The following is a 24,141-nucleotide window of genomic DNA, read 5'->3' on the forward strand; positions in this document are numbered from 1 at the left end:
GGGTAGGCGCCCGGAGCCGCATGGACTCGTAGCGTGAGGGGCGTGCCGTGAACTGGCAGACGGGGCCGATCCGGGACGCATCCCGGGCAGGCGACTACGGGCGGGTCATCGAGCTGGCCCGGACACGACTGCGCATGACGCAGACGCAGCTGGGTGAGTCGTTGGGCTTGTCGCAGTCCGCGGTGTCCCGTCTGGAGAAGCGCGGCACGAGTGCATACAGCATGGGCATCCTGGCAGCGGCGTCCGCACATCTCGGGATTCCGCCGACGCTGATGGGACTGGCGGACAGTCGCCCACAGGGTCGGTCGAACGGTGACAACGTGGACCGACGGAGATTCCTCGTCGGGGCGGTGGCGGCGGCCACGACCCCAACACTGGCCGCACTGCCCGCGGACGCGGACAACACTGACGGGCGGGCCGCCTCACTGCGCCTGAGCACGTCCGCATATCGCAGACTCGACGGCTCGAATCCGTCCCGGGACCTCGTGGAGCCCGTGCACGCGCACATGCGCCTCATCCAGACCGTGACACGGGCCGCTGCCGAGGAGCAGCGGCCCCGGCTCGCCGCCGTCGGGAGCGAGGCCGCCGGCCTTGCCGGGTGGCTGTCGTGGGACATGGGCGACTTCGGCAGCGCCCGCACCTGGTACGGCTCGGCGATCAAAGCCGCCCGCGCGGCCGGTGACCCGCTCCTGACCGCCTACCAGACCGGCAGTCTGGCCCAGTTCGAGGCCCATGCCGGGAACGCCGTCCAGGCTCTGAACCTCACCGGGCGCGCGCGGCAGGCACTCGCCGAACGGTGTCCGGCCGTGGCCGGTGCGTGGCTGTCCTCGGTCGAAGCCCTCGCCCACGCAGCGGGAGGTCACCGGCGGGACGCCGACAAGGCCCTGACCGCGAGCCGGGCGGCTGCTGAAGCGCTGCCGGAGGAACCGCCCCCGTGGCCTTGGGTGTTCACGTTCGACCCGGTGAAAGTGGCCGCTTGCCGGGTCGCCTGTGGGGCTCGGCTCGGCCTGCCGGAATGGGCGCTGTCCGACGACGTCGACGCTCTGGCCACTGGGCACGCGAAACAGCGAGCTCTGTTGGTGCTCGACATCGCCGCGGGGCACCTCGCCGGCGGACGGATCGAGGCCGCGTTCGCGCTCGCCTCTCGCGCGCTGGATACCGGACTCCAGTACCGTTCCGGCCGGATCGTGGCGAGGGCGCGCGCCGTGCGCCGATGCTTCACCACGGCCGCGCCGCCCAAGGTGGTGCGGGATTTCGACGAGCGCCTACACGGCGTCTACCTCTAGGAAGGGCAGCAGATGCGGGTGGGGATCACAGGGCATCGCGGGCTCAGTGCCGAGGTTGAGCAGCGGGTGCGGGCGCTGCTCGCCGAGGCGGTGAGCGCGTACGACCCGGCGGAGCTGGTTGCGGTCTCGTGTCTCGCGGACGGTCCGGATGCCTGGTTCGCGGAAGCGGCGTTGCGGCATGGCGGGCGGCTGGAGGCGGTCGTACCGGCCGTGGAGTATCGGGCGGGACTGCCGGAGTGGCATCACCCGGTCTATGACCGTCTGATGTACCGGGCGGCCGACGTCCATGAAAGCGGGCTCGTCACCTCCGACTCCGCCGCGCACATGGCGGGCAGTGAGACCCTGGTTGGTCTGGCGGACGAGCTGCTGGCGGTCTGGGACGGAAAGCCGGCATGGGGCTATGGCGGGACGGCGGATGTCGTCGCCTATGCCCGCCGGACGGGTATGCGGGTACGGGTGCTGTGGCCGGAGGGAGCCACCCGCTGACACCAGGAGTGCCCGGGCGGACTGGCCCCACGAGCCCGGCGGAGGGCGGGGGCGGGGGCGGGTAGGGACAAATCCACCCCGTGCGCGAGAATGAAGGCCCCGCGGTCAACGCCGCCCGCGCCGAGCAACGAGCAGCCGAACCATCGGCGAGAGGTACGACCCATGGCAGCGCGCATATTCCTGGCCAGGCACGGGCAGACGGAGTGGTCCCTCTCCGGCAGGCACACCGGCCGGACGGACATCCCCCTGCTGGACGAGGGCCGGCGCGGCGCCAAGCTGCTCGGTGAGCGGCTGCACCACGCCCCCTGGGACGGGCTGCCGGGCGTCGAGGTCCGCACCAGCCCCCTGGTGCGCGCCAAGGAGACCTGCGAGCTGGCCGGCTTCGGGGACCGGGCCCAGGACTGGGACGCCCTGATGGAGTTCGACTACGGCGCGTACGAGGGGCTGACGCCGGCCGAGATCAAGGCCCGGCGGCCGGGCTGGCTCATCTGGCGGGACGGGGTGCCCGAGGGCGAGACCCTCGCCGAGGTCTCCGCCCGGGCGGACGAGGTGGTCGCCTGGGCGCGTTCAGCCGACCGCGACGTGCTGGTCTTCGCGCACGGCCACATCCTGCGCGTCCTGGGCGCCCGCTGGCTGGGCCTGGACGTCTCCTTCGCGGCCCGCATCCGGCTGGACCCGACGTCCCTGTCGGTGCTCGGCTGGGCCTACGGGGAGCCGGCGATCGAGCGCTGGAACGACACCGGACACCTCGGCTGACGTCGGCCGGCGACCGGACCGGCTGTCGGGTGCGGGGAGGAAGCGGGCCGGTCGGGCGTCAACAGGTGCAGCCGGGGGCCGCCGCCCCGACGTCGGCCGCGGCCGCCGCCGCGTGCCGCTCCAGGAACTCGGCGACCGGTCCACCGGTGCGGTGCGCCCGCAGGGCACCGGCCGTGCCGTCGAGCATCGTCCGGATCCGGGCCGAGCGGACCTGCTCCAGCAGTCGCAGCACCCGCATCCCGGCCGCGGCCGCCTCCTCGGGAGCCCCGCTGGCCGCGAGGTCACCGGCCAACTCCGCGGTGAACAGCGCGATGTTGCGGGTGAAGTGAGGATCCTGGAGGGCCACCGCACGGTGCGCGTGCTCCGCCGCGCGCTCCGCGTCGCCCAGCGCCGCCCAGCACTGCGCCTCCAGGCCCGCCAGCTCGGCCTCGCCGTAGAACGTCATCCACTCCGGGTCGCCGTCCCGCACCCCGCTCGCGAACAGCCGCTCGGCCCGGGCCATCGCCTGCTCACAGCCGGACCGGTCCCCCAGCCCCGCCCAGCCGCCCGCCTCGCGCAGCGCCAGCAGCGACGACAGCCGTGGCGAGGCGAGCTGCTTGGCGGCCTGCTGCGCGGCCTGCGCGGCGCGCACCGCCTCGCGCGGCCGGCCGGCGTCGCGGGCCAGGAAGGCCGTGTTGCAGAAGGCGTGCGCCTCCAGCGCGACGTCGCCGCAGACCCGGGCGGTGGCCAGCGCCTCGGCGTAGTGCGAGCGGGCGTCCTCGAAGCGGCCCGAGTCGTGCGCCAACCACCCGACGGTGATGGACAGTTCGCCGGCGCCGGAGTGCAGTCGGTCGGAGACCGAGCGGCGCCGGACGTCGGCGTCCAGCAGCTCGTAGGCGGCGCGCAGCGGCTGGGTGGCGCGCCGGTAGATGCCCTCCGCGCCGTGCCGGTCGTCCAGCAGCCGGATCTGCCGGACGGCCTCCTCGACCGCGGTGGCCTCGGCCGCGCCGACCCGGCCGCCGGCCGGCGTACGCGGCCCCGGGACGTGGACGGCCGCCGCGGCGGCAGCGGCCTCGATGGGGTGCAGGGCGGCGAAGCCCAGGGCGGCTGCCGGGCCGCCGGTGATGAACGCGCGACGCAGCACGTCGCTCTCCTCGTGGATCTGGATACAGGTATCGCGGTTGTCGGGTTCGGTTGCCAGGCGCGCGGCGCCGATCGCCGCCGTACGCGCCCCCCGTCCGCGTACCGCCTCGCGCGGCGCGAAGCCCATGTCGGGCAGCGTCAGCTCGGGGAACATGTGCCGGAACACGCGCTCGTAGGCGTAGTTCGGACACCGGATCTCCCCGGACTCGACGCGGCCCACATAGCGGGCGTCGCACGAGACCTGCTCACCGATCTCACGGGCGGCCCGTCGGACCGCCGCCGCGAACTCGCCCGGCGACAGCCGGCCGCGCAGCTGTCGGAAAGCGGTGTTCGGGCGGGCGGGTACGGTGCGGGACGACGCTGAACCGGCTGCTGGCGACGTCATGGCGGACCCTCTCCGTGCCCTCTCCGTGCCATCTCGTGGCGCTGCCGCCTCCTGGCGGAGCGGCGGGACGACCGTACCGGCCACGATGGCTCCGATACGCCCAGTTTGGCTACAAACCGGATATCTCGCGCGCGATCTGCCATGAACTGCCATCCTTTGCAGCGTTACGCCGCCGTAGCTGTTGACATGCCCAACCGTTGAACTCGGTGTAAAGGGTGTGGCGTGTGCAGAGGAGGGGTTCTCCGTGTGGGAGACCGGCGTGAGCAGAGGCGGCACCGGGTCCGCGGGCCAGGCCGGCGGCCGGCGGCACCAGATCGTGACGGGTGGTGCGGCCGCCGTACCGGCACAGCCCTGCGACCTCGTCACGGTGCCCGCCCGGCAGGGGCTGGAGGCCGTCGACATCCTGCGGCTGCGGGACGGCGTGGGCCCCGTGCTGCACGACGGCACCTGCGACACCCTCGGCTTCCTGGTACCGCCGGGCACCGCCGACGGCTGGGACGTACCGGGCAGCGCATGCACCCAGACCTACGGCCGCGGCGTCGCGCTGGGCGGGCCGGGCGGTGACGGCACCGCGGCGGAGCCCCCGGTGACCGGCACCGGTTGGCTGGTGCCCCCGGAGGGCGCGGGCGCCGCCGCCACCGACCCGGTCGTGCTGCGGGCGGCGCTCGGCGAGGCGGCGCGCACCATCGAGGCCGTCGACCGCTGCCAGTGAGGGCCCGCTCCTCGTATCCGCTCGTGAGGGGGCGGGGCCGCCCGGTGGGATGCCGGGCGGCCCCTCGGCGTCAGAGCGCGGGCTCGCCGGCCGTGGAGTCCGGTGCCGCCTCGTTCGCGGCGGCCGGCACGCCGTCCCTGGTGGGGCGGGGGACGTTGGAGGCGCCGGGACGGTCGCCGAGCCGGCGCTGGACGCCGCGCAGCAGTCGCGCCGCGGTGAAGTGCGCGCCGTAGACGAAGCGCATCGACGGGCCGAACGACGGCGCGGTCAGCATCCCCGCGAAGAACAGCCCGGGCCAGGACGACTCGAAGCCCGCGGTCAGCTCCGGCGCGCGGCTGCCGCCCACCGTGCGCAGGGCGGTGCGCACCCGGGGGTGGAGCAGCCGCAGCCGGCCGAGGTCGGGGGTGAATCCGGTGGCGGCCACGACGTGGTGGGCGTCCAGGGTCTCGGTGCCGCCCTCGGTATCGGTGAGGTGCAGCCGCACCTTGTCGCCGTGGCGGGCGGTGGCCCGGACGCGGTGGCCCAGCAGCGTCGGTACCGCCGACTCGAAGCGCTCCCGCAGCCACCAGGCGCCGGCCGGGCCCAGCGCGGTCTCGGCGATCCGTAGCCGGGTGCCCAGGGGCAGCCGGCGCACCGCCCAAGGGGCCTGCGACCACACCCAGTTGGGCCAGCCGACGCCGAGCCCCGAGTGCGGGTCGCGCAGGGCCCGCAGCCGGCCGCGCTCCAGGGGCTGCGGCGGGGCGTTCCAGCGCAGCCGGCCGGCGCGGGCCACCACACAGGACCGGGCGCCCTGTTCGGCCAGCAGCGTCGCGGTCTCCAGCGCGGCCTGCCCGGCGCCGATCACCGCCACGTCCCGGCCGGCGAAGTGCCGCAGGTCGCGGTGGTCGATGCTGTGCGAGGCGAGTTCCGGGGGCAGTTCCAGCAGCGGCCAGGGGCGATTGGCGAACGGCCGCACGCCGACGGCGAGGACGACGGTCCGGGCCGCGATCAGCTCGCCAGTGTCCGCCTCGACCTGGAAGCCGTCGCCGTCCGGGCGGACCGCGGTGACGGTGACCTCCTCGACCCGCGGGACGGCCCGTTCGCCGAACCACCTGCCGTACGCGGTGAAGGTGTCGAGGGGCATCGGGACGCCGTGCTCGGCGGGCAGTCCGTGGGCGGCGCAGTACTCCGCCAGGGTGTGCCGGCCGTCCGGGGCGGAGAGGCTGGAGGACCAGGGCTCGGACTTCAGGAGCATGCCGTCCGGCATGTGGTCGCGCCACGAGGCCATCGGGCGGCCCAGGACCCGCAGCCGCAGACCGGCCGCTGCCGCGTGCGCGGCGATCGAGAGTCCGTAGGGGCCGGCGCCCACCACCACGAGGTCGTACATGGATGTTCCCTGCGCTTTCTGCTGGTGCGGTCGTACGGTGCGGTTTGTGTGCGTGCGTGCGTGGGGTCGGTGTGGTGCGGTGGCCGCGGTGCGGGGGTCACGGCCGGTGGGGCGCACCGGGCGGCGGCGCGGGACCGGCCACGGCGGACTGATGTGAGGGTTCGTCAGATAGCGTGGCCGGCGGACGGCGGACGCCGGGGACGGCGCGGCCGGTCAGGTCGAGGTGGAGCGCGCGGACCACGTCGAGGCCGGAGGACGGGTCGGTGACGAGGCGGGACCGGGCGCCGGGGCGGGGGGTGACGTCCAGGAGGTGGTAGTGGCCGTGGGCGTCCCGGCGGAAGTCCAGATCGAGGATGCCGCGGTAGCCCAGATGGCCGGCCAGTCGCAGTGCGGCCCGTTCCACCGGGGCGTTGGGCAGCCAGCGGCCCGTCGCCGTCCGGCCGGTACGCGGTGGCCAGGCCCGCGCCGCGCGGCCCGCGCCGCCGGTCAGGCAGGCGCCGCCGCGGGCGAAGCAGCCGTGGAAGAACCAGTCGGCGTCCGGGCCGCCGGGCAGCCGGCGCTGGAGGAGCAGGGCGCTGCCGGCGCCGGCGGCCACCTCGTACAGCCGGCGCGCGTCGTCCCGGCTGCGCACCACCGTGGTGCTGCGCGGCCCGGCGGACGGTGCCGGCAGCCAGGGCCGGCTCCACTTGGCGAGCAGCGGCAGCCCCAGCTCCCGGGCCGCGTCGGCGGCCTGTGCGGCACTGGTGGCGACCGCGGTCGCCGGGTGCGACAGGTTCAGTTCCTGGCAGAGCCGGGCGAGTTGGGCCCTGTCCAGGAGGCGCTCGGGCAGGTCGGCCGGCTGGGCGGGCAGCAGGTAGCGGCCGAGCAGCCGGCCGGCGAGCCGGGCCGCGGCGATCGCCGCGCGGTCGTCCATCGGGAGGAGCACCGCGGGCCGGCCGATGCGGTCGGAGAGGTCGCGCAGGAATTCCAGCGGCGCGGCCGGCGCGAGCGGGCCGGCGGGCGGTAGCGCGTGGGCGCGGTGCAGATGGCGGCACCGGCCCACCGGACCGCGCGGCGATTCGACCACGGCGTGCACCTCGATTCCCGCCCGGCCCAGCGATCTGACCGCACCGAGAGCGCCGCGGTGAAAAGGGTCGGGACCGAGCCGGAACAGCAGTACCGGCACCTCGGTGTCGAACGATGACATTGCGCGGGAGTCCTTCACGTGGCTGGACCGTGTGGGGGACGGGAATTCGCCAATGGGCTAGCAGAATGCGTTCGGGCGGGCCGTGCCGGCTGTTTCCTGAATACCGGCCGGGTCGTTCCTGATGACCGTCATGACAGCGGCGCGCCGCACCGCGGACGTCCCGGAGGAGCCGCGGAGGAGGCACCATGCCCGAGCGCAGCAGAGGGGCGGCGGGTGCCGCACGCGCACGCGTCGCAGCCGTCGCCGCGGCCGGCGCGGCCGTGGTCTGTCTGTTGGGCACGGCGCCCGGCGTTCCGCCGCCCGGCACCGGCACCGTGGCGGACGGCAGCGGCCCCGAACGGCCCGTCACCGCAACGCCGTTGCCGGCGACCGGGCTGGGCGCGTTCCTGGGGCCCGATGCGACGGCCGTGCGGCGGCTGTCCGCTCTGGAGCGGTGGCTGGGCGGGACCGACGTCCGGATCGGGCACACCTATCTGCCCGGGAACCACTGGTCGGACATCGAGGGCGACCCGAACCTGCTGCGCCCCTGGGCGGCCTGGCGGCGCGCCGCGGCCGGCCGGCGGTTCGTGCTGAACGTGCCCATGATGGAGCGCGACGAGGCGCGGCTCCCGGACGCCGAGGTGCGCCGGCTGCTCCGACAGGCCGCGGCCGGCGGCTTCGACGGGCACTTCCGCACGCTGGCCCGGCACCTGGTCGAGGCGGGGGTACCGGACGCCGTGCTCACCCTCGGCTGGGAGATGAACGGCACGACCTACACCCACCGCTGCGCGCCCGATCCGCCGTCCTGGAAGGCGTACTGGAAGCGGATCGTGCACACCATGCGCGCGGTGCCGGGGCAGCATTTCCGCTTCGATTTCGCACCGAACCGGGGGACCGACGCCATCGGCTGGAGCGGCTGTTATCCCGGTGACGACGTCGTGGACGTCATCGGAATGGACTCCTACGACCAGCCGTCCGGCGAGACCTTCGAAGAAATGGTCCGCGAGCCCTACGGACTTCAGGCCCAGGTGGATTTCGCGGCCGTGCACAAGAAGCAGATCTCGTACCCGGAATGGGGGCTGTTCCGCAACGGCGACAACGCGGAATTCGTCGCACGCATGCTGGAGTGGATGGCACGGCACCCACCGCTCTACCAGACGATCACCGACTACTGCCCGCACGGCGTGTGGCAGTGCCGGCAGAATCCGCGGTCCGCACGGGTCTACCGCCAGGTGCTCCACGGGATGCCCGGTGTGACCCGTGCGCCTGGCGTGCCCGGTGGGCCCGGCGTGCGGCAGTCGGTACCGGCGTGGGTCCTCGCTCGGTAAGTTCATGGCCGGTCCGCACCCCTCGCCCGTCGGGCGCTGCGCAGGGCCCGCAGGTCGTGCGGCAGCGCCGTCAGCGTCGGCAGCCCACGAGCTGCCGCCGCGGCCAGCGCCCGGCCGGCGACCTGCGCCGCGTACAGCCCGAGCGCCGGCGCCAGCGCCCGTCGGGCCAGCAGCAGCCGCTGGTTGGTCACCGGAACCGGCCGCCAGTGCAGCTTGTACGGCTCGGTGCCGCGCAGCAGGCTCAGCGCACCACGGCCGGTGTCGACCACGTGGCGGGTGTCGCGGCGCATCAGCATGGCGGTGATGTCCACCTTCCGGTCGCGCAGTTCGGGATGGGCGCCGTAGAGGTAGCCGCCGGCCAGGTCGGCGGAGGTCAGCAGGATGTCGGCGGCCAGCACCCGCCCGTCCAGCCGGTACTCGGTCAGCACCGCGTCGCCGGTGTCCACCATCTCCCGGGTGGCGCGCACCAGATGGGCGGCGAACCGCGGGTGCAGATGCTCCGGTGTCACCCGCCGGCCCCGCCACTGGAGGCCGTGCAGATGCAGCATGGTGCGCACCGAGGCGGGTACCTCCCGGGCCGGCACCGGGCGCTCCTCGATCCCCAGCGCATCGAGCTTGCGCAGCTTGGCGCGGAAGCGCTGGGCGCGGGGGCCGGGCAGCCGCCGGAGCAGTTCGTCCATCGGCACACCGGGCAGCTCCAGGCACACCGAGTCGTCGAGCCGGCGGCGCGGCCCCGGCCAGGCCGCGTACAGCCGCTCGGCGGCGGCGCCGGGCCGCACCTCCCGCAGGTCCACCAGGGCGCCGCGGGCCGCACGGTACAGCCCCTCGGCGAGCGCCCCGGCCGCCGGAGCGGCGCAGGAGTCGTCCAGCAGCACGTCGGAGAAGTCCGAGATCGCGCCGCCGAGCGGCACCAGCACCGGCAGCGGACGGTGCGTCAGCATCAGCGGCGCCGCCGCCACCAGCCGCCCCGCCCGACGCACCAGCACGATCCGCAGCCGCCCCGGAGTCCCGTACGACAGCCACCACGAGTGGAGCCAGGAGTGGCTCTGGAACGGGGTGGCCGCCCGGCAGCGCCGGTGCAGCGCCCGCCACTCGGCGGCCAGCGCGGCGAACTGCTCCGGGTCCCGGCACAGCGTTGTCTTCAGCGTCGTCATCGCAGGGAGTCCTCTGCCGCCGGTACGGCCCCCGCGGCGACCGCGCAGTGCGCCGGGGCCGGGAGCACCCCGCCCTGCCCGGCCGCCCGGAGCCCCGTCCCCCGTGGCCGGACGAGCAGCAGCAGTCCGCCCAGCAGGCCGCCCGCGCAGCCGCCCACCCCGGTGGACAGCGGCACGGACGCCGACACCGGGTCGGCGGGGACCGTGGCGGGGGAGAGGAACAGCGGTCGGGCACCGGTGCGGGGGGTGGTCTCCTTGCCGGTCCGGGCCAGCGCGCGGGCCACCGCGTCGGCGAGCCCGGCCGAGGTGCGCGGGTCCCGCGCGGTGCCGGTGATCTCGATCATCGGGGCGTCCGGCGAGGTCATCGCCCGGACGCCACCGCGCAGCGCGCCGAGCGGCAGGCCCGAGGCCCGGTGGGCCTCGGCGAGCACCGCCCCGCCGGTCGCGATCCGGCCGTACGCCTGCGCGAAGCCGAGCGCGGTGGCCGGGTCGGCGTCCTTGGCGGGCACCACCAGGACGTAGGCGGTGGCGGCGTACTGTGGCGGTGCGAGCAGTCCGTACGCCGCACCGCCGACGGCCCCGAGCAGCGCGCACAGCGGCAGCGGCCACCAGGAGGGCAGTCGCCGCAGCCGGGGCCGCAGTCCGGACGGCGGCCGGCCGGTGCGTCCGGGCAGGTCCTGCTCCGTCGTCGCCATGGTGCGGCCTACCTGTTCGAGAGCTGGGACGGGGCGGGCGGCCGGGCCGGGTCCGGCAGGGCGACCACTCCGGACGGACGGGCCGTCGCCGCGGAACCGCGCCACCGCGTCGCGGCGGAGGCCAGCGCCTGCTCGTACACCGCCATCACCGCCTCCGCGCTGCGGGCGATGTCATAGCGTCGGACCACCGGCGGCACCGGCAGCCGGCTCGGTGCCTCACGACGCAACTCCCGCAGCGCGGTGGTGAGTTCGTGGACGGCGAGGCCGAACCGGCGGGCGCCGGGCGCCTGGTCCGCGGGCAGTTCGTCGACCGCCGGGCAGCTGCCGTAGAGCACATGCAGCCCGGACGCCAGCGCCTCCACGACGGCCAGCCCGAACGCCTCCTCCGGTGACGGCGAGACGCAGACGTCGATGGCGGAGAGCAGCCCCGGGATGTCCGGGCCGTCGCCGCCCGCCCGGCCGTCGCCCCCGGTGTCGACCGCGCCGTCCCGCACCCCCAACAGGTGGATGCGGTCCCCCGACCCGAACTGCTCCGCCATCCGGCGCAGCATCTCCCGCTCCGGCCCGTCACCCGCCAACAGCAGGTGGACGCCCGGGAGATGGGTGACCGCCCGGACCAGGACGTCGAACCGCTTGCCGGCCACCAGCCGGCCGACACCGCCGACCACGAAGGCGTCCAGCGGCAGCCCGAGCCGGGTGCGGACCACGGCTCGGGCCGCCGGGTCGAAGCCGAACCGGTGCGCCTCGATGCCGTTGGGCACCACGTGGATCCGGTGCTCGGGCACGCCCCAGCGCCGGAGTCGGGCCGCGACGGTGTCCGAGACGGCGACCGTCGCCGCGCCCAGCCGCTCGGTGGCCCGGTAGAGCACACGGACGCCACGGGTCAGCCGCCGGCCCTCGATCACCGCGTCGCCCAGCGAGTGCTCGGTGGCGACCACGGCCCGCACACCGGCCATCCGGGCCGCGATCCGGCCGTAGACGCAGGCCCGGTAGAGGTGGGTGTGCACCAGGTCGTAGCCGCCGGCGCGGATCAGCCCGGCCAGGCGGGGGAGCGCGGACAGGTCGCGGTTGCCGGTCATGCCGAGGTGGGTGACGGGGGTGCCGTCGGCCTCGATGCCCGCGGCGACCGGCCCCGGGTCGGTCAGGGTGACGACCTCGCACTGCGCGGGCAGCCGGCGCAGCAGCAGCCGCAACTGCTGCTCGGCGCCGCCCACATCGAGGCCCGTGATGACATGCAGAACCTTCACCGGTTGCCTCCAGAGGGAGCGGATAGCGGTCTCCCCTGCGCGCACCGGGTCGGCGACACGGGGGAGGCGGTCTCGTCGTCGGGCAGCGCGCGCCGGCGCAGCGGGTGCAGGGCGCGCTTGAGGTGCAGCCGCCAGGAGGTGTCGGCGGCGCCGATGTGCACCCGGGGCAGCGCGTGCCGGCCGGTGAGCGGACCGGGGTCGACGGCGCAGGCGTAGCCGTACCCGGCCGCGCGCACCGCCCCGACGGCCCGCGCGTCGACCGCCCCGTACGGGTAGCAGAAGCCGTCCGGGGCCCGCCCGGTCAGCTCGGCCAGCCGCCGCCGGCTGTCCGCGGTCTCCCGTTCCAGCGCGGCCTCGTCGGCGGTGGTCAGGTTCTGGTGCCGCAGCCCGTGGGAGGCGACCTCCATACCGGCGTCCACGACGGCGCGGATGCCGTCGTCGGTCAGCAGGGCCTTGCGCGGACCCAGCGGGTCCCAGGAGTTCTCGCCGCCCGGCAGGCCGGGCAGGACGAACACGGTGGCGGTGCAGCCGTGGCGGCGCAGCACCGGCAGCGCCCCGGAGAGGAAGTCCGCGTAGCCGTCGTCGAAGGTCAGCCCGACCAGACCGGCGCCCCGCCCGGCGGCCCGGGCGCGCAGCAGCGCCCCGACGGCGACGCCGCGCAGCCCGCGGCCGTGCAGCCAGCGCAGCTGACGGTCCAGCCGGCCGGGCGGGACGGTGATGCGGTACGGGTCCTCGGCGGGGCCGGCGACCTCGGTGACCGAGTGGTACATCAGGATCCACGGCGGGGCGCCACGGCGGGCGGGGCGGTGGCCGCGGGCCGTGGGTACGGGGGCGGGGGCGCGGGGCGGCGCCGGTTCAACGAGCATGGGCGAGCTTTCCTTTGACGGCGACGAGCAACGGACGGACCTCGGGGGCTCGAAGGGCGAGGGCGGCGCCGGCGAAGACGGCCGGCACCAGCAGCGCGCCGACCGCCGCGCCGAGCAGCCCGGACCCGGACAGCGCCGCGAGCGGGCCGCCCACCGCCCCGGCCACCACGGCGGCGAGCGCCAGCCGGCCGAGCCCGGCGACGGTCCGGCGCACGTCGAGGGCGACGGCGCGGGTTCCCGGGCCGCGTCCCAGCCCGTACAGCAACAGCAGCGCGCAGACGCTGATCCCGGTGGCGTTGGCGGCCGCGATGCCGTGCACCCCCCAGCGGCCGACCGCGTACCGCCCGGCGACCACGGTGACCAGCAGCCCGGCGGCCATCGCGGCGACCGGGTACCAGGTGGGCCGGGCCCCGGCGAAGTACGGGCGGATGAGCGCGCCGACCAGGCTGTGGCCGAGCAGCCCCAGCGCGTACACCCGCATCACCGTCGCGGTGGCGGCGGTGTCCGCGGCGGTGAACGCACCGCGCTGGAAGAGGACTTCGACGATCTGCGGCGCACAGCCGATCACATACGCGGCGCCCACCAGCACCACCAGCCCGGCCAGCGTCAGGTCCCGCGCCACCCGCCGTCCGGCCCGCACCGCCGCACCGTCGACGACCGCCCGCGCGACCACCGGGAAGGTGACGGTGCAGACCATCAGCGACAGCGCCATCGGCAGCTGGGCGACCTTCTGCGCGTAGTTCAGGTGCGAGATGGCCCCGGCCGGAAGGGAGGAGGCGAGGAACCGCTCGACGTAGACCTGGGCCTGACGGCCGACGGCGAAGCAGACGACGGGCGCGAGCAGCCCGAGGCCCGGGCCGCCGACCGCCGTCGGCGGCTCGGCGCGCCGCGCCGACGTCGTGGCGCGCCCGCCCAACCGGCGTGCGAACGAGGGTAGTTGGACCAGCACCATGAGCGCCCCGCCCACCGCGACGCCGGCCGCGGCGGCCCGGATGCCCCACGCGGAGTGCAGCGCCAGCACCGTGCCGACGATCCCGAGGTTGTACGCCACGTAGATCGCGGCGGGGGCGACGAAGCTGCGGTGGGCGCGGAGCGCCGCACTGAGGTAGCCGGCGAGACCGAAGGTGAGGACGGTCAGCGCGGTCATCCGGGTGCAGGCCACGGCCGGGGCCGGGTCGTCGAGTCCGGGCGCCAGCAGCCGGACGAGCAGCGGGGCGCCGAGCACGAGCAGCGCGGAGCCGCCGCCCAGGGCGGCGCACAGCCGCGGGAAGGTGGCCGCCAGCAGCGCCCGGACCGGGTCGGCACCGCCGGCCGGCGTCCCGGGGGCGCCGCCGCCGGCCGCGGCCCGCGCCGCCAGCGCCCGGCTGAACGCCGGGACCAGCAGCAGCGCCATGCCGTCCTCGATCAGCAGGGTGGCCGCCGTCTCCGGCACCGTCCAGGCGACCAGGAACGCATCGGTGTCGCGGCCCGCCCCGAAGAGGTGCGCGACGGTCTGGTCGCGCAGCAGACCGCACAGCGCACCGGCGCCGGTCAGCAGCGCGGTGACCGCGGCGGCCCGGGCCAGGGGACGGCCGAGGGAGTCGTCGGCGACGCCCTCCGGGCGCACGGCGGCCGGGGCCGGGATCACCGCTCCGCCGCCTTCGCGCTGCCCCCGGGCGCCAGCGCCCACCATCCGACCAGCCCGAAAACCACCGCGACCAGTACGGTCGACGGCCCGCCGATGTCGGACGAGACGAAGTCGACGGCCTGCCAGACCAGCAGTCCGACGGCGATCAGCCCGCAGTCCACGGCACGGTCGGCCGGGCAGCCGTCGCCGGTGCACCCCGCCGGTCGCCCGCGCCGGGCCCGTACCAGCCGCCGCAGCCCGCGGACCAGCAGCGCCGCCCAGCTCCCCACCAGCGCGGTGGCGCCCACCAGCCCCTGCTCGCTCAGCGCCAGCAGGTACATGTTGTGCGGTGAGAGCAGCGGCTCACGGCGGAAGGCGACTCCGGCACCCGCGGTGTCGCCGCCCGACGACAGGCCGAGCGAGGCGTGCCCGTCGCGATGGGCCGGGAACTCCTTGAGTCCGACGCCGGTCAGCGGACGGTCGCGCCACATGCCGGCCGCGGCGGCCCACAGCGCGTACCGGTCGGTGACCGACCGGTCCGGGGCGTCGGACACCGCGCCGATGCTCGCGACCCGCTCGCCGAGCAGCGCGGAGCCCACCCCGGCGCCGCCGACCAGGACCACCGCCAGCGCGACCAGCACGGCCAGCGTCCGCACCGCCGGCCGCAGCCCGGCCAACAGCAGCACGCTCCCGGTCGCCACCGCGGTGGCGATCCAGGCGCCCCGGCTGAACGACACCGCGAGCGGCACCACCAGGACCGCCGCGCAGCCCAGTGCGGCCGGCCGCTGCCAGCGCGGCGCGTCCGGGGCCGGGGCCAGGCCCAACCCCAGCGCCGCCATCAGCCCGTACCCGACGACCGTCGCCATCCCCATGACGTCCAGCGGACCGAAGGTGCCGACGGCCCGGACGTTCTGCCCCATATAGGAGGCACCGGTCGCGGTCAGGTACTGGTGGACGCCGAGCGCGCCCTGGACGAGGGCGAGCAGCACCAGTGCGCCGGCCACCACCCGGAAGTCCCGGGCGCCGCGCAGGGTCAGCAGCAGCGCGGCCGGCACCAGCACGAAGAGCTGCAACTGGCGGACGAGCCCGGTCAGGCTCGCGGCCGGATCGGTGGAGGTGACCGTGGCCAGGGCGAGGCCGACCACCGGCGCCCCCAGGACCAGCGCGGCGGTGCGGCCGAGCGGCCGGGCGCCCCGGCGCAGCAGCCCCAGCACGCCGCAGACCACCAGCACCGCGGAGGCCACATCGGCCGGGGTGCCGCCGCCCGGCACCGCGCTCCCGCCGCCCGGCACCGCGCCCCCGCCGACCGGTGCGCACAGCAGCAGGACCGTCGCCAGCGCCGGGACCAGCGGCGCCCACGCGGCCACCGCCGCCCGTGCCCCGGACCGGCCGGGCGCCCACGCCCCGGTCCGACCGGCCGCACGACCCGGGCCGGGCAGCACGGACGCCGACCGCCCCCCGCTCATCGGTCCTCCGGCCGGCACAGCGCGGCCAGGGTGCGCAGCATGATCCGGATGTCCTGCCCCAGCGACCAGTTGTCGATGTAGAGGTTGTCGAACCGGACCCGGTCCTCGATGGAGGTGTCGCCGCGCAGCCCGTGCACCTGGGCGAGTCCCGTGATGCCGACCGGCATGCGGTGCCGGTCGGCGTAGTCGGGGAAGTGGTCGGTGAACTTCCCGACGAAGAACGGCCGCTCCGGGCGCGGCCCGACCAGGCTCATGTCGCCGCGCAGCACGTTCCACAGCTGCGGCAGCTCGTCCAGCGAGGTGCGGCGCAGCAGCCGGCCGACCCGGCTCGTCCGGGCGTCGCCCGCCATGGTCCACCGCGTCGCCGCCTCGTGCTCGTCGTCGGGGCGCAGGGTGCGGAACTTGAGCAGGGTGAAGCTGCGTCCGCCGCGACCGATGCGCTCCTGCCGGAAGAGCACGCCCGGTCCGTCGCCGAGCTGTACCGCCAGCGCGCAGGCCAGCAGCACCGGTGCGCCGGCCACCAGCAGCAGTGTGGCCAGTGCGAGGTCCAGCGTCCGCTTGCCCCGACTGCCGTGCTGCGGCGCGCCGGTGTCCAGCAGCCGACAGGCGAAGCCCCACAGGTGCTCGGTGCCGGCGCCCGGCGGCCGGCCCTCGTGGGCGGCCGCGGCGCCGGCCAGCCAGATCGCCGAGCCCTGGTCGACGAACCGGCGCAGCAGCGCCGCGGTGTGCGGATCGGCGAACGGCGGCACGGTGAACACCGCGTCCCGCACGGTGTTCTGGATGACGGCCCGGGTGATGTCCTGAGGGGAGGCCAGCCGCGGCAGCGCCGCCACCGGGCCGGGGGCGGGATCCGGCTCGGCGGACGGCAGCGGCGACGGCGCGACCAGGCCCACCGGCCGCATCCCGTACTCGGGGTGGGCCAGCAGCGCGGCGGCCAGCTGACGGGCCGCCGGGTCGGAGCCGACGACCAGCGCGGCGCGCGGTCGGCGGCGGGCGAGGTTGCGGCGCGCCCGGTAGACCGTGGACCGGCCGCAGAACGCCAGCGCGATGTGCACCACCAGCGCACACAGCAGCGGGACCGGTGCCAGCGCCCGTTCGGGGCGTACGGCGGCGAGCACCGCGGCCGCGGCACACCAGCAGACGGCGGCCCGGCCCAGCACCGCCGGCAGGTCGCCGAGCGCGGCCGGCGCCGGGCCGGGACGGTAGAGCCCGGCCCGGGCGTGCAGGAACAGCAGCACCGGCACCATCGCGCACGGCAGCAGCGCCGGGCCGAAGACCGGCAGCGCGGCGCCCACCAGGGCCAGGCAGTCGACGGCCGCCAGCGCGACGGCGGTCCACCGCCGGGCGCCGTGTCCGAGTCGGGGCGGCGGCAGGGTCTCCCGGCCCGGCCCGCGCGGCGGACGGACCACGGTGGCCGGCGTCCTGGCAGAGCCCCCGGACCCGGACCCGAGCCCGGTCCCGAGCCCGGTCCCGGTCCCGGGGCCGAGCGTCGACGACGGCCCCACCCGGGCGGACAGGGGCGCGTCCGCGCGCTCCGTCGTCATCGCGGGCTCCGCCCGCCGCGATCCGGAGCCGGCGCACCGAGCAGCGCGCGGTACAGGTCCAGGACCTCCGCCGCGGTGCGCCGTACGTCGGCCGTCGCGCGGGTGTGCTCCAGACCCCGGCGGGCCAGTTCACCGCGGAGTTGAGGGCGGGTCAGCAGGGTGCGTACGGCCTGTGCCAGGGCGGGCGGGTCGGCCGGCGGGACCAGGCAGTGCGGTGCGGCACCGGGCGGCAGGCTCTCGCGGGCGCCGCCGACGTCGGTGACCACCACGGGACGCCCGCAGGCCATCGCCTCCAGGGGCGTCAGCGCCATCCCCTCCCAACGGGACGGCAGGACGACCAGATCCGCCGCCCGGTACCAGGGGACGACGTCCGCGGTCGCGCCCGCGAACCGCACGCCGGGCGGCGCGGCCGTCTGAAGCGGCGCCCGGTCCGGTCCGTCGCCGACCAGCACCAGCCGGGCGCGCGGAACGGCGGTGCGCACCGAGGGCCAGGCGCGCAGCAGCGACGACTGGTCCTTCTGCGGGCACAGCCGCCCCACGCACACCACCAGCGGGGCCTCCGGCGCCAGTTCGCCGAGCGCCGGCAGCGCACTGCGCAGCGCCCGCCGCGCCGCGTCGTCGTGGTGCCCGGGCGCATGGCGCTCCAGGTCCACGCCGTTGCGGATCACCGTCCACCGGGCCGCCACCCCCACCTCGACGCCCCGCAGTCGCTCCGCCTCGCTCACGCACAGCACCCGGTCCGCCCAGCGCGCCGCGTACCGCTCCCAGCCGAGCGCCAGCCGCCCCGCCGCCCCGCCCACCGCGTCGAACGACCAGGCGTGCGGCTGATGGACCGTCGGGATCCTGCCGCGTACGGCCAGCCGGGCGGCGAGCCCGGCCTTGGCGCTGTGCGCATGGACGAGGTCCGGCCGCAGCCGCCGGACCAGCCGGGCCAGTCGCCCGGTCTCGCCGGCCAGCGCCGGACCGGGGGAGCGGTGGGCGGGCCAGGGGACCACCTCGGCGCCCGCCGCGGCGGCCTCCCGGTGCAGCCCGCCGTGCGGCGGCGCGGCGACCACGGTCCGCAGCCCGGCCGCCACCTGGGCCCGCACCAGGTCGGTGACGACCCGGGCGACCCCACCGTCGACGGGCTGGGAGACATGGAGCACCGTGGGCCGGTCCCGGGACGGCACGTCTTGCGTCAGCACGCACTGCTCCCCTGATTCCGAGCTGACAGAACTCTCAGCGGACTCTCTACGGACTCTTCGGTCTCTGTGCGGATGATTCGGGTCGTCGCGGGAATTCCCGGGGCGGGCCGCTCAGCGCCGGGTATCGGCCTGGACGAAGAGTGCGCCGAGCAGATATCCGGGGTCGCGAGTGGTGAAGCGGAAGGTGAGTCGATCGGCTCCGGAACGCAGCACGGGCCGCATATCGAATACATCGGAGTCGATTCCGAGGGTATTGCGGAAGTCGGGCTTCCGGGCGCCCTCCCGACCGAATTCCGTAATGGTCGAGTTCATCACGTCGTGCGCCGGGTTGGCGGAGTCCCGCACGGCGAGCGGGCGGCGCCGGTCGGCCTGGACGAGGAGCTGGTCGTGCCCGTCGCCGCGGTCCCCGCCGTACGCCACGACGCCCACCCGGCCGGCCGAGCGCGCCGGGATCCGCAGGTCCTTCAGGCGCACCGACAGGGCGCGGCGCCCGCCGCCCAGCGGTTCGAAGCCGTCCCACAGCGCGAGCCGGCGCAGCGGCAGCTTCGCGTTCTCGTACACGGCCACCAGCGTCCAGCCGCCCCAGGCACCGGCCTTGGAGCGGTCGCCGGCGACGTTGACCCCGCCGACCGTGTAGGCGCCCGGCCCGCCGCGGCGCACCAGGTCGGTGACGTCCGCGGAGGCCTGGTAGACGTCGCCGGCGGCGGTGGTGCGGTGGCCGGTCGGGGTGTCGGCGCGCACGGCCTTGTACCGGCCGCCGGGCTCGGCGATCAGCACCCGGTTGTCGTCCTTCGCCGCTCTCCGCTCACCGGCCCGGAGGTTGCCGCCCCAGTACAGCCGGGCGTAGCTGATCCGGGAGCCGGCCGGGATCCGCAGCACCGCCGTGCTGGAGTCGTCGGTGCGCCGGTCGGAGTCGACGTCGACGGACGCCATCGGGTACCGGCCGTTGCTGCCGGCGTCGCCCTGCTGGGCCGCGGCACACGCGGCCGCCGCCGCGCGGCCCGCGCGGCCCGCGGGGCCGCAGGTGACCGAGGAGTTGGCGGCCCGCGCGATGCCGCCGTGCCCGGTCGCATGGAAGCGCTCGTGGAGCGGAATGCGTGCGGACTCCCGGGGAACCGGCGCGGCCGCTGCCGACGTCAGCGCGGCCGACACGGCCAAGGACGCCAGCGCGCACGCGACACCGCGCCCGGTGCGGTCCAACGACTTCCGCATGTCTTCCTCTCCGACTTCTATCAGTCAAACAGGAGAGCACTCTGACAGAAATCATGCTGGAAACCGCGACAGGCACGCCCGGATCCGCTCCGGGGGTCCCGATCGGCGGAATACCGGACTTCTCGACGGGGCGCGGTGGCGCCAAAAGAGCTAAGGAATAGTGCCAGAAGGGCTAATGATTTCCCGTTACGGGGGAACGCCCGCATCCCTGACCCAATTCGTTCGTTGTGACCGGGTGCCCCATTCGCGAACTGAAAGGAGAATGGGATGAAGCGGTTTGCCAAGACCGCCGCGGTCGCCGCGGCCAGCTGCACCCTGGTGGTGGGTGGCGCGGGGATCGCATCTGCCGGTGGGGTGGCCCACCAGCAGGGTGGCCACGCCAGTTACGGTCACCACTACGGCTACAACGGCCATCACCACCACCGCCGCCACCACCACCACCGCAGTGGTGGTGCCTTCGCCAAGGGCGTCGCGGTGCATTCCCCGGGCGTCCTCAGCGGCAACGTGGTCCAGATTCCGATCCACATCCCGATCAACGTCTGCGGCAACACCATCAACATTTTCGCGCTGCTGAACCCGGCCTTCGGGAACATCTGCATCAACAAGTGACCCGCGGCCGGTCCGGGCGAACGTCGGACCGGCGCGGGGCATCGTACGCAGTCGGCGGACCGCTACGACCCCGGTCGTGGTGGTCCGCCGCTGTGCCATGACCCGGCACCCCGCCCTCCCGGCGCACCGCCCTGACCAGCGAGGGGACCCTCCACCGGCCAACGCCGGGGGCACCCCGCCCGGTCCTTGGGCCCCGGGGGCGGCATCCGGGGCACCGGTCATACTGGAGGGCATGGCGAGGAGCAGACGCGACCGGGGCGGGGCGGAGTCCGTCACGGAGCAGGTGGACGGCGGGCTCGCGGAGCTGAGGCCCGACCGGGACCGGCCGCGCGGCTGGACGCTGCTGATCGACGGCGCCCCGCAGTCCCACGTCGACCTCGACGACCCGGCCTTCCTGGACTTCTCCTACCAGCGGCGGCTGGGGCACATCGTGGACCTCGCCGGCCCGCCCGGCACACCGCTGCGCGTCGTCCACCTCGGCGGCGGCGCGCTGACCCTCGCCCGCTACGTGGCCGCGACCCGGCCCCGGTCCACCCAACAGGTCGTCGAGATCGACGCGCCCCTGGTCCAACTGGTCCGCCGCCACCTGCCGTTGGACACCGGCTGGCGGATCAGGGTGCGCGGCGGCGACGCCCGCGCGGGCCTGGCCAAGGTCCCGGACGGCTGGGCCGACCTGATCATCGCGGACGTCTTCGGCGGTGCGCGTACGCCCGCGCACCTGACCAGCGCCGAGTTCGTGGCGGAGGTCCGCCGGGCGCTCCGGCCCGGCGGCCACTACGCGGCCAACCTCGCCGACGGGCCGCCGCTGCGCTTCCTGCGCGGCCAGATCGCCACCGTCGGGACGGCCTTCCCCGAGCTCTGCCTCACCGCCGACCCGGCCGTCCTGCGCGGCAAGCGCTTCGGCAACGCGGTGCTGCTGGCCTCCGACGCGCCCCTCCCGGTCGCCGAACTGACCCGCCGTGCGGCGACCGACCCTCAGACCGGCCGGGTCGAACACGGCCGCGCGCTGCGGGACTTCACCGGCGGCGCGACACCGGTGACCGACGCCACGGCGGTCGCCTCCCCGGCCCCACCCGCCAAGACCTTCGACTGAACCGCCGACCGGCTCGCTACGTCGCGTGGTTGTCGGTCTGCACGGTCGGCGGATGGCCGTTCCAGGTGCAGATCACGGACGTGCGGGCGCTACCGCTGGTGAAGTCCACCCGGATCCAGCCGTACTGCTTCCACACCTGCATCTCCCAGCCCGAGTTCGGGGTCGCCGAGACCAACTCGGCGGCGGAGCCGCCCAGGTCGAAGACCACCCGGCCGCCGTTCGTGGCGTAGCTCCTGACGCTGCCGCCGGAGTCCGGTGCCCAGCCGCCGGACGCGCCGCCGCCGGGCGAGCGGGACGCGCCGCCGCCGGTGCGCGAGGGCGTGGCCGATGAGGTGGGCCCGGCGGGCGACGGGCTGTGGCTCGCCGGGGGCGACGGCTTGGGCCGGTGCGTGGAGGAGACCTGCGGCGTCGCGCCGTCGTCCGGCCGTGCCGCCGAGGACGCCGCCTGATCGGAGAGGGGCAGCGCGCGCGGTGCGTCGTACGCCGTGCCGGACAGCACCGTGTGCACGCCGAACCACGACAGGGTGACCGCGGCTCCGGTCGCCAGCGTCCAGGCCGCCGCGTGAACCAGTCCTCGTTGCATTTGGCTCATACTGCACCACCGGCCCACCCCGTTGCAGCCCGTCCCCGACCCCGGAACACCCTGTTCCGACGTCAACCTCGGGTAAAGAACCCAGCCCGAATGGCGTACGGTGCCGCCCATGGCACGTGTGCTCGTGGTCGAGGACGACCAGTTCGTACGCTCGGCCCTCATCCGGCATCTGACCGAGGCCGCCCACACGGTACGCAGCGTCGGGACCGCCCTGGAGGCGCTGCGGGAGGTGGCGCACGTCGGCTTCGACGTGGTCATCCTCGACCTCGGCCTGCCCGACCTGGACGGGGGCGAGGCGTTGAAGATGCTGCGCGGGATCACCGACGTCCCTGTGATCATCGCCACCGCCCGGGACGACGAGGCCGAAATCGTGCGGCTGTTGAACGACGGTGCCGACGACTACCTCACCAAGCCGTTCTCGGTCGAACACCTCTCGGCCCGGATGGCGGCAGTCCTGCGCCGCTCCCGGGCCGGCGCGGCCGGCGCGGAACCGCCCTCACGGGTGATCCGGGTCGGCGGCCTGTCCGTCGACCCGCTGCGCCGCCAGGCCGCGCTCGACGGCGTCGCGCTCGACCTCACCCGGCGCGAGTTCGACCTGCTGGCGTTCCTCGCCGGGCGCCCCGGAGTCGTCGTCCCGCGCAAGGAGCTGCTCGCCGAGGTCTGGCAGCAGTCCTACGGAGACGACCAGACCATCGATGTCCATCTGTCCTGGCTCCGCCGCAAATTGGGGGAGACCGCGGCGAAACCCCGGTATCTGCACACCCTGCGCGGTGTCGGCGTGAAGCTGGAGCCCCCGCAGTGAGATGGGCCCTGGTCAAGGTGGCGCTGGCGGTCACCACGATGGTCGTGGTCGCGTTCGCCGTCCCGCTCGGCCTCGTCGTCAAGGAGATGGCCCGCGACCGCGCGTTCTCCAACGCCGAGCGGCAGGCCGCCACCATCGGCCCGGTCCTCGCCATCACCACCGACCGCACCCAGCTGGAGCGCGCCGTCGCCAGCGCCGAGACCGGCTCCGGCGGGCGGATCGGCGTGCACGTCCCGGCCGGCGGCAAGGACGGCGCCCCCGCCGAGATCGGCTCCCGGCGCGCCGCACCGGCCGATGTCGCGGCCGCCGTCAAGCTCGGCCGGGCCTCCATCTCGCCGGTCCCCGGCGGCTCCTCGCTCCTCCAGCCGACCGCCGTCGCCTCCGGCATCGCGGTCGTCGAGGTCTTCGTCCCCGACGAGGCGCTCACCAACGGCGTCACCACCTCCTGGGTGGTGCTGGCCGGCGTCGGACTCGCCCTGGTCATCGGCTCGGTCGCGGTCGCCGACCGGCTCGGCACCCGGATGGTGCGGCCCGCCGAACGGCTCGCGGACGCCGCCCACGACCTCGGCAAGGGCAAGCTCGGCGTCCGCGTCCCGGAGGACGGCCCCAAGGAGCTACGACTGGCCGCCAGCGCCTTCAACGCCATGGCCGACCAGGTCGTCCAACTGCTGGCCAACGAACGCGAACTGGCCGCCGACCTCTCGCACCGGCTGCGCACGCCGCTGACCGTCCTCCGCCTCAACACCGCCTCGCTCGGCGACACCCCGGCCGCCGACCAGACCCGGGCCGCCGTCGCACAACTGGAGCGCGAGGTGGACCAGATCATCCGCACCGCCCGCGAGCAGAAGACGCAGACCCAGCAGGCGGCGGCCGCGGCCGGCTGTGACGCCGCCGAGGTGATCCGCGAGCGGATGGCCTTCTGGTCGGCGCTCGCCGAGGACGAGGGCCGCACCGTGCGCATCGCCGGCGCGGACCGCCCCGTCCGCATCCCGGTCGCCCGCCCGGAACTCGCCGCGGCCCTGGACGCGATGCTCGGCAACGTCTTCCGGCACACCCCCGAGGGCACCGCCTTCGCGGTCGACGTGCACAACGCGGAGGACGCGGTGATCGTGCTGGTCTCGGACGCCGGTCCGGGCATCGCCGACCCGGAGGCGGCGCTGCGCCGCGGCTGGTCGGGCGGGGGCGGGTGGGGGCACCTCCCAGCGGTAGCTGGCGGAGGCTCCACCGGCCTCGGCCTGGACATCGTGCGCCGGCTGGCCGAATCCACCGGCGGCGACGTCCGCATCGGCCGCTCCGTCCTCGGCGGCACCGAGGTACGGGTCTGGCTGGCCCTGGACCGCCCGGCGCGCCCCGGCGGCCGCCGCGGCCACCGGCTGCGCCGCACGCTCGGCACCCGGCGACGCCGGGCGGCCGCCCGCGCCGCCTCCTGAGCCGCCGTCGGGCCGGCATGTGCCGGGGGCTCTTA

Annotated in this window: 22 protein-coding genes; 9 read left to right on the top strand and 13 right to left on the bottom strand. The window is 75.7% G+C overall.

All coding sequences use genetic code 11. The features are described from left to right. The first annotated feature begins 47 nt into the window (after positions 1-47). The 3 genes from AB0C96_RS18295 (at position 48) to AB0C96_RS18305 (ending at position 2,528) form a co-directional block, all read left to right on the top strand. Positions 48-1,286: a helix-turn-helix transcriptional regulator gene (locus tag AB0C96_RS18295; RefSeq protein ID WP_362918607.1), complete on the top strand. Its 1,239-nt coding sequence runs from the start codon at positions 48-50 to the stop codon at positions 1,284-1,286. Between the two features lie 12 nt (positions 1,287-1,298). Further along, positions 1,299-1,772: a hypothetical protein gene (locus AB0C96_RS18300; RefSeq protein ID WP_362918609.1), complete on the top strand. Its 474-nt coding sequence runs from the start codon at positions 1,299-1,301 to the stop codon at positions 1,770-1,772. A 162-nt stretch (positions 1,773-1,934) separates the two neighbouring features. Continuing rightward, positions 1,935-2,528: a histidine phosphatase family protein gene (locus AB0C96_RS18305; RefSeq protein WP_362918611.1), complete on the top strand. Its 594-nt coding sequence runs from the start codon at positions 1,935-1,937 to the stop codon at positions 2,526-2,528. A 58-nt stretch (positions 2,529-2,586) separates the two neighbouring features. On the opposite strand, the gene AB0C96_RS18310 is transcribed toward AB0C96_RS18305, so the two are convergent. Then, positions 2,587-4,035 carry a tetratricopeptide repeat protein gene (locus tag AB0C96_RS18310; protein WP_362918613.1) on the bottom strand — a complete coding sequence of 483 codons (1,449 nt, stop codon included), beginning with the start codon at positions 4,033-4,035 and terminating at the stop codon, positions 2,587-2,589. Between the two features lie 313 nt (positions 4,036-4,348). Here AB0C96_RS18310 and AB0C96_RS18315 point away from each other — a divergent pair, with 313 nt between their 5' ends. Next, positions 4,349-4,747 (top strand): hypothetical protein, encoded by a 399-nt coding sequence (locus AB0C96_RS18315; protein WP_362918734.1) that lies wholly within the window; start codon positions 4,349-4,351, stop codon positions 4,745-4,747. A gap of 70 nt (positions 4,748-4,817) precedes the next feature. On the opposite strand, the gene AB0C96_RS18320 is transcribed toward AB0C96_RS18315, so the two are convergent. Next, the gene (locus AB0C96_RS18320; RefSeq protein ID WP_362918615.1) at positions 4,818-6,113 is read right to left on the bottom strand and encodes an NAD(P)-binding domain-containing protein; all 1,296 of its coding nucleotides are present in this window, start codon (positions 6,111-6,113) and stop codon (positions 4,818-4,820) included. A 97-nt stretch (positions 6,114-6,210) separates the two neighbouring features. Then, positions 6,211-7,299 carry an ATP-grasp domain-containing protein gene (locus tag AB0C96_RS18325; protein WP_362918616.1) on the bottom strand — a complete coding sequence of 363 codons (1,089 nt, stop codon included), beginning with the start codon at positions 7,297-7,299 and terminating at the stop codon, positions 6,211-6,213. Between the two features lie 185 nt (positions 7,300-7,484). Between AB0C96_RS18325 and AB0C96_RS18330 the strand changes: the two genes are divergently transcribed. After that, positions 7,485-8,606, top strand: coding sequence for a glycosyl hydrolase (locus AB0C96_RS18330; RefSeq protein WP_362918618.1), 1,122 nt, complete (start codon positions 7,485-7,487; stop codon positions 8,604-8,606). Between the two features lie 2 nt (positions 8,607-8,608). Here AB0C96_RS18330 and AB0C96_RS18335 read toward each other — a convergent pair whose 3' ends face one another. From AB0C96_RS18335 to AB0C96_RS18375, 9 genes are all read right to left on the bottom strand, one after another. Further along, the gene (locus tag AB0C96_RS18335) at positions 8,609-9,760 is read right to left on the bottom strand and encodes a GNAT family N-acetyltransferase (protein ID WP_362918620.1); all 1,152 of its coding nucleotides are present in this window, start codon (positions 9,758-9,760) and stop codon (positions 8,609-8,611) included. Then, complete coding sequence (locus AB0C96_RS18340) at positions 9,757-10,455, bottom strand: Wzz/FepE/Etk N-terminal domain-containing protein (protein ID WP_362918622.1); 699 nt, start codon at positions 10,453-10,455, stop codon at positions 9,757-9,759. The genes AB0C96_RS18335 and AB0C96_RS18340 overlap by 4 nt, the downstream gene beginning before the upstream one ends. 8 nt (positions 10,456-10,463) lie before the next feature. Next, positions 10,464-11,702, bottom strand: a complete 1,239-nt coding sequence (locus AB0C96_RS18345; protein ID WP_362918624.1) for a glycosyltransferase — start codon at positions 11,700-11,702, stop codon at positions 10,464-10,466. Beyond that, positions 11,699-12,568: a polysaccharide deacetylase family protein gene (locus AB0C96_RS18350; protein WP_362918626.1), complete on the bottom strand. Its 870-nt coding sequence runs from the start codon at positions 12,566-12,568 to the stop codon at positions 11,699-11,701. The genes AB0C96_RS18345 and AB0C96_RS18350 overlap by 4 nt, the downstream gene beginning before the upstream one ends. After that, positions 12,558-14,195, bottom strand: coding sequence for a lipid II flippase MurJ (locus AB0C96_RS18355; RefSeq protein ID WP_362918628.1), 1,638 nt, complete (start codon positions 14,193-14,195; stop codon positions 12,558-12,560). The genes AB0C96_RS18350 and AB0C96_RS18355 overlap by 11 nt, the downstream gene beginning before the upstream one ends. Further along, positions 14,192-15,640: an O-antigen ligase family protein gene (locus AB0C96_RS18360; RefSeq protein ID WP_362918630.1), complete on the bottom strand. Its 1,449-nt coding sequence runs from the start codon at positions 15,638-15,640 to the stop codon at positions 14,192-14,194. Before AB0C96_RS18360 ends, AB0C96_RS18355 begins: the two co-directional genes overlap by 4 nt. Further along, positions 15,637-17,184, bottom strand: coding sequence for an exopolysaccharide biosynthesis polyprenyl glycosylphosphotransferase (locus AB0C96_RS18365; RefSeq protein ID WP_362918631.1), 1,548 nt, complete (start codon positions 17,182-17,184; stop codon positions 15,637-15,639). Before AB0C96_RS18365 ends, AB0C96_RS18360 begins: the two co-directional genes overlap by 4 nt. Further along, on the bottom strand, positions 17,181-18,368 hold the full coding sequence (locus AB0C96_RS18370; RefSeq protein WP_362918633.1) for a glycosyltransferase family 4 protein: 1,188 nt from the start codon (positions 18,366-18,368) through the stop codon (positions 17,181-17,183). Before AB0C96_RS18370 ends, AB0C96_RS18365 begins: the two co-directional genes overlap by 4 nt. 111 nt (positions 18,369-18,479) lie before the next feature. Next, positions 18,480-19,580, bottom strand: coding sequence for a hypothetical protein (locus AB0C96_RS18375; RefSeq protein WP_362918635.1), 1,101 nt, complete (start codon positions 19,578-19,580; stop codon positions 18,480-18,482). Between the two features lie 267 nt (positions 19,581-19,847). On the opposite strand from AB0C96_RS18375, the gene AB0C96_RS18380 reads away from it, so the two are divergent. Then, positions 19,848-20,189, top strand: coding sequence for a chaplin (locus AB0C96_RS18380; RefSeq protein WP_362918637.1), 342 nt, complete (start codon positions 19,848-19,850; stop codon positions 20,187-20,189). 232 nt (positions 20,190-20,421) lie between these two features. Then, positions 20,422-21,282: a fused MFS/spermidine synthase gene (locus tag AB0C96_RS18385; protein ID WP_362918639.1), complete on the top strand. Its 861-nt coding sequence runs from the start codon at positions 20,422-20,424 to the stop codon at positions 21,280-21,282. 16 nt (positions 21,283-21,298) lie between these two features. On the opposite strand, the gene AB0C96_RS18390 is transcribed toward AB0C96_RS18385, so the two are convergent. Then, a complete protein-coding gene (locus AB0C96_RS18390; RefSeq protein WP_362918641.1) occupies positions 21,299-21,865 on the bottom strand; it encodes a hypothetical protein in 567 nt (188 codons plus the stop codon). A gap of 118 nt (positions 21,866-21,983) precedes the next feature. Here AB0C96_RS18390 and AB0C96_RS18395 point away from each other — a divergent pair, with 118 nt between their 5' ends. Together AB0C96_RS18395 and AB0C96_RS18400 are read left to right on the top strand one after the other, a co-directional pair. Further along, entirely contained in the window at positions 21,984-22,676 is a 693-nt protein-coding gene (locus AB0C96_RS18395) for a response regulator transcription factor (protein ID WP_362918643.1), read from the top strand. Then, a complete protein-coding gene (locus AB0C96_RS18400; protein WP_362918645.1) occupies positions 22,673-24,106 on the top strand; it encodes a HAMP domain-containing sensor histidine kinase in 1,434 nt (477 codons plus the stop codon). Before AB0C96_RS18395 ends, AB0C96_RS18400 begins: the two co-directional genes overlap by 4 nt. Positions 24,107-24,141 lie beyond the last annotated feature (35 nt).

The organism is Streptomyces sp. NPDC048506, from assembly GCF_040651315.1.
GTDB lineage: Bacteria > Actinomycetota > Actinomycetes > Streptomycetales > Streptomycetaceae > Streptomyces.

What these genes read in the sequence shown, in the direction of transcription:
- AB0C96_RS18300 (WP_362918609.1), top strand. Translation starts at nt 1,299, where the DNA reads ATGCGGGTGGGGATCACAGGGCATCGCGGGCTCAGTGCCGAGGTTGAG.
- AB0C96_RS18305 (WP_362918611.1), top strand. Translation starts at nt 1,935, where the DNA reads ATGGCAGCGCGCATATTCCTGGCCAGGCACGGGCAGACGGAGTGGTCC.
- AB0C96_RS18310 (WP_362918613.1), bottom strand. Translation starts at nt 4,035, where the DNA reads ATGACGTCGCCAGCAGCCGGTTCAGCGTCGTCCCGCACCGTACCCGCC.
- AB0C96_RS18320 (WP_362918615.1), bottom strand. Translation starts at nt 6,113, where the DNA reads ATGTACGACCTCGTGGTGGTGGGCGCCGGCCCCTACGGACTCTCGATC.
- AB0C96_RS18325 (WP_362918616.1), bottom strand. Translation starts at nt 7,299, where the DNA reads ATGTCATCGTTCGACACCGAGGTGCCGGTACTGCTGTTCCGGCTCGGT.
- AB0C96_RS18330 (WP_362918618.1), top strand. Translation starts at nt 7,485, where the DNA reads ATGCCCGAGCGCAGCAGAGGGGCGGCGGGTGCCGCACGCGCACGCGTC.
- AB0C96_RS18335 (WP_362918620.1), bottom strand. Translation starts at nt 9,760, where the DNA reads ATGACGACGCTGAAGACAACGCTGTGCCGGGACCCGGAGCAGTTCGCC.
- AB0C96_RS18340 (WP_362918622.1), bottom strand. Translation starts at nt 10,455, where the DNA reads ATGGCGACGACGGAGCAGGACCTGCCCGGACGCACCGGCCGGCCGCCG.
- AB0C96_RS18350 (WP_362918626.1), bottom strand. Translation starts at nt 12,568, where the DNA reads ATGCTCGTTGAACCGGCGCCGCCCCGCGCCCCCGCCCCCGTACCCACG.
- AB0C96_RS18360 (WP_362918630.1), bottom strand. Translation starts at nt 15,640, where the DNA reads ATGAGCGGGGGGCGGTCGGCGTCCGTGCTGCCCGGCCCGGGTCGTGCG.
- AB0C96_RS18365 (WP_362918631.1), bottom strand. Translation starts at nt 17,184, where the DNA reads ATGACGACGGAGCGCGCGGACGCGCCCCTGTCCGCCCGGGTGGGGCCG.
- AB0C96_RS18375 (WP_362918635.1), bottom strand. Translation starts at nt 19,580, where the DNA reads ATGCGGAAGTCGTTGGACCGCACCGGGCGCGGTGTCGCGTGCGCGCTG.
- AB0C96_RS18380 (WP_362918637.1), top strand. Translation starts at nt 19,848, where the DNA reads ATGAAGCGGTTTGCCAAGACCGCCGCGGTCGCCGCGGCCAGCTGCACC.
- AB0C96_RS18385 (WP_362918639.1), top strand. Translation starts at nt 20,422, where the DNA reads ATGGCGAGGAGCAGACGCGACCGGGGCGGGGCGGAGTCCGTCACGGAG.
- AB0C96_RS18390 (WP_362918641.1), bottom strand. Translation starts at nt 21,865, where the DNA reads ATGCAACGAGGACTGGTTCACGCGGCGGCCTGGACGCTGGCGACCGGA.
- AB0C96_RS18395 (WP_362918643.1), top strand. Translation starts at nt 21,984, where the DNA reads ATGGCACGTGTGCTCGTGGTCGAGGACGACCAGTTCGTACGCTCGGCC.